Origin of the sequence: Acetonema longum DSM 6540 (genome assembly GCF_000219125.1) — a bacterium.
Classification (GTDB): Bacteria; Bacillota; Negativicutes; order Sporomusales; family Acetonemataceae; genus Acetonema; species Acetonema longum.
The window spans coordinates 64,999-72,004 of record NZ_AFGF01000016.1; the positions used below are offsets into that span (position 1 = coordinate 64,999).

A 7,006-nucleotide genomic window follows, 5' to 3' on the forward strand; every position below is an offset into this window, starting at 1 on the left:
GGAACTATATAAGCAGATATTTTATTTGGAGCGGATGCAAAGACATGAAGGGGATGGAGTGCCGCATTGGCATTGCGCTTGCCGGTATCGGCAAGCGCTACAAAGACCGGGAGTTGTTCCGGGATCTGAATCTTGCCGTCGAACCGGGGGATTGCCTGACAGTCACCGGCAGCAACGGTTCAGGCAAGTCCACACTATTAAAAGTCATGGCCGGGCTGCTTAAGGCTTCAGAGGGAAAGGTTTCTTATTCCCGGAACGGGCAAGACTTGAATCGGGATGAATGGTTTGAATACTTTGGCATGGTTTCGCCGGAAGTGGTCATGTATCAGCATTTGACCGGCGAGGAGAACGTAGGATTTTTCTGCCGGACACGGGGCCTGTCCGTGAGCGCCGGCGAAATCGCCGCCTGCTGCCGGACAGCAGGTCTGGTCCGGGCAGCGTCAAACCGGGTGCACACTTACTCCACCGGCATGAAACAGCGGCTAAAGTTCGCCGTGCTGCTGGCAGTGAACCCGGCTTGCTGGATTTTGGACGAGCCCTCCTCCAATCTTGACGGCGAGGGCAGGGTCTGGCTGAGGCAATTGGTACATTCCGTCCTCAGCCGGGAAAAGACCGTCATTCTCGCCACCAATGAGCCAGCGGAGGTAGAATATGCCACAAAATCTATTACTCTGGGCTAGAGCAATCCAGGCAGTCTTAAAGAAAGACGCCCTGGGCGAATACCGTTCCCGTTATATCTTTGCTTCCCTTGGCATGTTTACTCTGATTACCCTTTCCAGTATCAGCATGAGTCTCGGCGGCGCCGACTTGCCGGCCTCCCTTTTGGCGGCTCTGTTTTGGGTGATACTGTTTTTTTCGGCCATGTCCGGTCTGTCCCGGGTATTTGTCCAGGAACAGGATGCGGGAACGCTGGTTGCGCTATGTATCTATGCGGGGGCCCAGGCAGTGTTGTTTGGAAAATTGCTGTTTAACCTGATTTTGCTGACCGGGCTGCTGTTTATCATCGTGCCTTTATTTATTTTATTTTTCAACGTTCAGGTCTGGCATTGGGGTGAGTTCGCGGCTGTGACTCTCCTGGGCGTTGCCGGACTGGCTTCGGTTTCGACTCTCACCGCCGCATTGGTGACGCCGGCCAAAGGCAAAGGGACTCTCTTTACCGTCCTGACCTTTCCCTTGCTTTTGCCCCAGTTTCTGGCGGCCATTCAGGCGACGAAGCAGGTATTTTCCCAGGTGACGGTTGATACGGCATACTATGGATTTATGTTGGGATATGACGTCAGTGTGATCGCTGCCGCAACGATTTTGTTTGATTATCTGTGGCGGGAATAGGGAGGAATATTATGTGGCGTTATGGTTTGGCAATCTGGACGGCTGTTGTAATCTGGGCAGTATTTTATCTGGTGCCTCCTGCCGAAGGGCTGGGAGAACTGGTGCGAATCGCCTATTTTCATATTCCTGTAGCCTGGGTGTCGGTGCTGGCCTTTTTTGCGGCAGCATGGTGGGCCTGCCGGTATTTAAAGAGCGGTGAGGGGCAGGATGACCAAAAAAGCGCTGCCGCGGCTTTGCTGGGTTTTGTATTTTGCCTTCTGGCCACGGTCAGCGGCGCCGTATTCGCCAAACTGACCTGGGGCGCCTATTGGAACTGGGACCCCCGGCAGACGACGATTTTTGTTCTGCTCCTGATTTATGGGGCATATCTCGTCCTGCGGGCTTCCCTGGAAGATGAGGACGTCCGGGCCAGGATATCCTCGGTCTATGCGCTGCTGTCAGTGGTTACAGTGCCGTTTTTGGTATTTGTCATTCCACGGTTCTATGCTTCGCTGCATCCGGAGCCCATTATTAATCGCGCGGGTAATTTGGACATGGACCCGGTCATGCTGTACGTGCTGCTGGCTGCGGTGATCGCCTGCAGCGGTATCTTTTTCTGGCTGGTATCCCTGATTGCGTCAAAGCAAAAATTATCTGCTGTGAAAGTAAAGGGAAGGCTGGAAGGATGAAGAAGCGCCACATGATAGGAATCGGCATGATCCTGGCATTTATCGCCTTCAGCGCTTATTCCTTCCGCACAGCTTTAACTCCCTATGTTACTTTTGCTCAGGCCAGGAACATCAAGGGCAGCGTGCAGGTCCGGGGTATGCTGGTCAGGGATAAAGCAATCGAGGCCAATGGGAACGAGCTGCAATTCATCCTGCGGGATGACACTGGGGAAGAGGTTCCGGTCTATTACCGCGGCCTGATGCATGATGGTCTCGACCGGTCCACAGGGATCGTGGTAATCGGTAAATATAGCGACGGCCGGTTCCTGGCGGATCAGCTGCTGGTAAAATGTCCGTCGAAATATCAGGCTGGCGAAGCAAAGCCATAAGGGGGACGTATGCTGGACATCCAATTGCAGATTTTTAAAACTGTAGTGGAAAAAAAGAGTTTTTCCCTTGCCGCTCAGGAGCTTCATATGGCCCAGTCTTCGGTCAGCCAGCAGGTGCAGAACTTGGAAAAGTACTATGGTGTAAAACTGTTTGACCGGATCCAGCGGCGCATTTATCCTACCGAAGCCGGACTGAGGTTGTATCCCTACGCCAACGAACTTGAGCGTCTATATCATGAAGCGCGTCAGACCATAACCGGGCTGACAGATACTGTTGACGGCAAGCTTCATATCGGGGCCAGCCTGACCATCGGCGAATATCTCATGCCCCGGATGCTGGTCAGGTTCAGTCAGCAATATCCCCAGGTCGAGGTGTCGATGGATGTCGGCAACACAGAACACGTTACCTCCATGGTCATCGCCGGCGGCGTTGATATTGGATTTGTTGAAGGGCCGTTTAATTCCGCCGGCGTTGTCCGATGTCAGCCGTTCTATGGCGATGAACTGGTCGTAATTGCCGCAGTCTCTTATCCGGAACTTCAGGACGAGAACGTTACCGTTACATTGCCCGGTATTTTTAATGAGCGCTGGGTTTTACGGGAATCAGACTCCGGCACGAGAAAGGTGTTTGAACAGTTCATTCAGATATGCGGCTACGGCAGCAACAGCCTGCGGATCGTCATGGAACTGGGCAGCACCCAGGCGGTGAAAGAAGCGGTGAAAGCCGGCGTGGGGATTACCGCGGTTTCCCGGTTGGCAGTGGAACAGGAAATCCAGCGGGGAGAGGTAAGAATCATTCCCTTGCAGGAAGGACCGGTTGAACGGGCTTTTGCTATGATTTCACATAAGGAAAAGTTCAAGACCCGGGTTGTTGACCGGTTTATGAAGTTTTTTACCGAGACAATGCGGATGCCAGGTGCAAGCGGCAGATGCGGCGATGGTGAATAAAGGGATATGATTATCTGACCGGAGGCAGGCGAACTGCTTCCGGTTTTTATTTTTTGTATCGGAGAAACCTATGCAATTTATCGGAATTTTCAATTTTACGGAGCAAAACAATCTAGAGTAAAATGGGCATAGAGGAATAGATTGTTAGTGGGGATTCGTAGAGGTATTTAGTGTGTGGGGGGATGCAAAAGATAGTTATCATTTTCACAAGGGAGGAGTAAAATTTGTTTGTTGTAACCGTTGACCAAGATGCCTGCAATGGTTGCGGCGAGTGCGCCAATGCCTGTCCTGGCGGCGTATTGAAATTGGAAGGGGATAAATCCCAGGTGGTGGGCGACGACTGTATGGGGTGTCAGAGCTGTATGCTGATATGCCCTGTAGGGGCGATCCAGGTGGACGAATATTAGGAGACCGTTGAAAAAGGCTCATCTGCGTCACTTCAGCCTCCTGCGGGCGTACGTTCGACGTACCCTCCGGGAACGTACAGTCTCACGCTCGTCCTCGTCTAAACCTTTTTGAACGGTCTCAGATTCTAGGCTGCAGATGAGTTCTGCAAGGGATTCTTTAGGGGATTTTATTAGGAGGTGAACCCATGGACGAATTGAAAACACCGTTGCTGGATGAATTGGAAAAGGGCGAATGGCCAAGTTTTGTTAAGGAAATTAAAAGAGCGGCGGCTAAAAATCCCGGCGCACGGGACCTGTTGCGCCAGCTGGAAGCGTCTTATCGGGAAAAAATCGGTCATTGGAAACACGGTGGCATTGTAGGGGTTAAAGGATACGGCGGAGGTGTTGTCGGACGTTATTCCGATGATCCCGAGCGATTCCCCCATGCTAAGGAATTTCACACTATCAGGGTCAATCAGCCGGCGGGATTCTTCTATACCACGAAAAAACTGCGGGACATGGCGGACGTTTGGGACAAATACGGCAGCGGCCTGTACAACATGCACGGCTCTACCGGCGATATTATTCTACTGGGTACTACCACCGAGAACCTGCAGCCTTGTGTGGATGAACTGGCGGATGTGGGCTTTGACTTAGGCGGGTCCGGCGGGGCTCTGCGGACTCCCAGCTGCTGCGTAGGGCAGGCTCGCTGCGCTACGGCCTGTATCGACAGCATGGAAATTACCCGCGAAATCACCATGCATTATCAGAATGAACTTCACCGGCCGGCCTGGCCCTATAAGTTCAAAATCAAAGTTTCGGCCTGTCCTAATGACTGCGCCGCCGCCTCGGCCCGGTCCGACCTGGCGGTTATCGGGGTATGGCGCGACGCGCTGCTGATTGACCAGGCAGCGGTGCGGGAGTATGTGAACAACGGCTTCAATATCTTTGACCGGGTTATCCGCAAGTGTCCCACTGCTGCCATTGACTGGGACAGCCAAAAGCAGGAACTGGAATTGCGGACAGAAGACTGTGTGCACTGTATGCACTGTATTAACGCAATGCCCAAGGCATTGCGGATCGGCAAGGAACGGGGCGCATCCCTCCTGATCGGTGGTAAGGCGCCGGTGGTTAAAGGCGCTATGATTGGCTGGGTGCTGGTGCCGTTTATGAAAATGGAGCCGCCGTTTAATGAGTTTAAAGATCTCGTCGACAAGATCACCGACTGGTGGGCTGAGCACGGCAAGAACCGCGAACGGGTGGGAGAACTGATCGACCGCATAGGCTTGAGCGTATTTTTGAAAGAAATCGGCCTGCCGCCTCTGCCGCAGATGGTCCATGCTCCCCGCAGCAACCCCTATATCTTCTGGTATCCGGAGGAGGTAGAAAAACATGGCGAGAAATGATTTTGGCCCGCCCGATTACCGGGAATTGATTCCCCCTGTCATTCAAAAAAATTACGGTCAGTGGAAATATCACACTATCCCCCGCCCCGGCGTTCTTAAACATGTCAGTGATACGGGCGATGTCCTTTATTCGGTGCGGATCGCTTCGCCGCGCCTTGTCAGCAGTGAATACATCCGCAGCATCTCTGATATTGCCGATACTTATTGCGACGGTTATTTACGGTTTACCACCAGGAATAATGCAGAGTTTTTGGTGTCGGATGAAAGCAAGCTGGAGCCGCTGATTAAAGATCTGGTAGCCAAGGGCTATATGATCGGCGGGGGCGGTCACTCCATCAGCAACGTGGTTCATACTCAGGGCTGGATCCACTGTAAGAGCGCGGTTACCGACGCTTCCGGCATCGTCAAGGATGTTATGGATGAACTGCATCCCTATTTCACCGGTGAGATCAAGGTGCCGGCCCGGCTCAGGATTGCGGTGGCCTGCTGCGTCAATATGTGCGGCGCCTGTCACTGCTCGGATATCTCCATCGTCGGCATTCACCGGACACCGCCCCGGGTCAATGATGAATTGCTGGTGGGGCGCTGCGAGATTCCCACCACGATCGCTGCCTGTCCTACCGGGGCAATCAGGCCAAATCCTAAAACCAAGAGCGTGGAAATCAATCATGAAAAATGCATGATGTGCGCTAACTGTACCGTAGTTTGCCCGGCTATCAAGATTATGGACCCGGTCAATGACGGCGTGTCCATCTGGGTGGGCGGCAAAGTTTCCAACGCCAGGACCGCACCGAAATTCTCCCGCCTGGCTATCCCTTATTTGCCCAATAATCCGCCCCGCTGGCCGGAAGTTACCAATGCGGTAAAACATCTGGTGGAAGTCTGGGCCGCCAGTGCCCGGGAAGGCGAGCGGATGGGCGAGTGGATCGACCGTATCGGCTGGGAACGGTTTTTTGAGAAAACGGGTCTGCCGTTTACTGATAAACATATTGACGACTTCACCCACGCGACGACGACCTTCCGGTCTACTACCCAATTCCGCTTCTAGGAGGGGACCGTTGAAAAAGGCCCATCTGCGTCACTTCAGCCTCCTGCGGGCGTTCGACGTACCTCCCGAACGTACAGTCTCACGCCCGTCCTTGTCGCGCTGTATCAGAATTCGCGACTTTTCGGGAAAGTGGCGATAGTGATGATCTCGCATAAGCCGAAAAGTCACTTAATTTCTTCACTGTACGGCAACGCAGGCGTTGCTCTTACCTAGCCTCTGGACCTCTTTGAACGGTTCCAGATTTGAGGCAGCAGATGGGTTTTACCCAGGAGCGATTTTAGGCACCAATTTGAAAAAGAAGGAGGAAGCGCCATGGGAGATATTTTAGTTAAAGGTGTGGCGATTGAAGTGGATGAAGACGGATTCATTGTGGATCCGGCGGTGTGGAGTACCGATCTGGTGGAGGTTTTTGCTAAGGATGAAGGCATCGAAGCCTTGACGGAACAACACTGGAAAGTGATCAATTACCTGAGGGATTATTTCAAGCAGTACGGGATTGCCCCCATGATCCGGAAATTATGCAAGGATACAGGGTTTTCCCTGAAAGAAATATACGAACTGTTTCCCTCCGGTCCGGCTAAGGGGGCTTGTAAACTGGCCGGTCTGCCCAAACCCACCGGTTGTGTGTAAAAGTGAAGTAAGGAGGGCGGACCTTCCGCCCTGCCTTTTGGTCAAATATGTGAGCGGTTTAACAGAGTGGAAAACAGCTTGAATGGCTGTATCAGGAGGGTTTGCCATGACAACAGCTCCGGTAGTCAAACAGGAAGCTCCTAAACCCCAGTCCAGTCTGCCTTTTATCAAAAGGGAAGATACTTGGGCGATTATTATCGCTCTGTCTCTGACGATCCTGGCG

At 52.8% G+C, this 7,006-nt stretch carries 9 protein-coding genes; all 9 read left to right on the forward strand.

All coding sequences use genetic code 11. From position 1 onward, the window contains the following. Positions 1–44 precede the first annotated feature (44 nt). The 9 genes from ALO_RS01915 (at position 45) to ALO_RS01955 (ending at position 6,783) form a co-directional block, all read left to right on the forward strand. Entirely contained in the window at positions 45–680 is a 636-nt protein-coding gene (locus tag ALO_RS01915; protein ID WP_004092252.1) for an ABC transporter ATP-binding protein, read from the forward strand. Next, positions 652–1,329, forward strand: a complete 678-nt coding sequence (locus ALO_RS01920) for a heme exporter protein CcmB (RefSeq protein ID WP_004092254.1) — start codon at positions 652–654, stop codon at positions 1,327–1,329. Before ALO_RS01915 ends, ALO_RS01920 begins: the two co-directional genes overlap by 29 nt. Before the next feature lie 11 nt (positions 1,330–1,340). Then, complete coding sequence (gene ccsA, locus ALO_RS01925; protein ID WP_004092257.1) at positions 1,341–1,997, forward strand: cytochrome c biogenesis protein; 657 nt, start codon at positions 1,341–1,343, stop codon at positions 1,995–1,997. Beyond that, entirely contained in the window at positions 1,994–2,365 is a 372-nt protein-coding gene (locus ALO_RS01930) for a cytochrome c maturation protein CcmE domain-containing protein (protein ID WP_004092266.1), read from the forward strand. Before ccsA ends, ALO_RS01930 begins: the two co-directional genes overlap by 4 nt. 9 nt (positions 2,366–2,374) lie before the next feature. Then, positions 2,375–3,313, forward strand: coding sequence for a selenium metabolism-associated LysR family transcriptional regulator (locus tag ALO_RS01935; RefSeq protein ID WP_004092268.1), 939 nt, complete (start codon positions 2,375–2,377; stop codon positions 3,311–3,313). A 224-nt stretch (positions 3,314–3,537) separates the two neighbouring features. After that, positions 3,538–3,720 (forward strand): 4Fe-4S dicluster domain-containing protein, encoded by a 183-nt coding sequence (locus tag ALO_RS01940; protein ID WP_004092270.1) that lies wholly within the window; start codon positions 3,538–3,540, stop codon positions 3,718–3,720. Between the two features lie 185 nt (positions 3,721–3,905). Next, positions 3,906–5,105, forward strand: coding sequence for a dissimilatory-type sulfite reductase subunit alpha (gene dsrA, locus ALO_RS01945; protein WP_004092271.1), 1,200 nt, complete (start codon positions 3,906–3,908; stop codon positions 5,103–5,105). Continuing rightward, positions 5,092–6,153: a dissimilatory-type sulfite reductase subunit beta gene (dsrB, locus tag ALO_RS01950; protein WP_004092272.1), complete on the forward strand. Its 1,062-nt coding sequence runs from the start codon at positions 5,092–5,094 to the stop codon at positions 6,151–6,153. The genes dsrA and dsrB overlap by 14 nt, the downstream gene beginning before the upstream one ends. Before the next feature lie 312 nt (positions 6,154–6,465). Further along, positions 6,466–6,783: a TusE/DsrC/DsvC family sulfur relay protein gene (locus ALO_RS01955; RefSeq protein WP_004092280.1), complete on the forward strand. Its 318-nt coding sequence runs from the start codon at positions 6,466–6,468 to the stop codon at positions 6,781–6,783. Positions 6,784–7,006 lie beyond the last annotated feature (223 nt).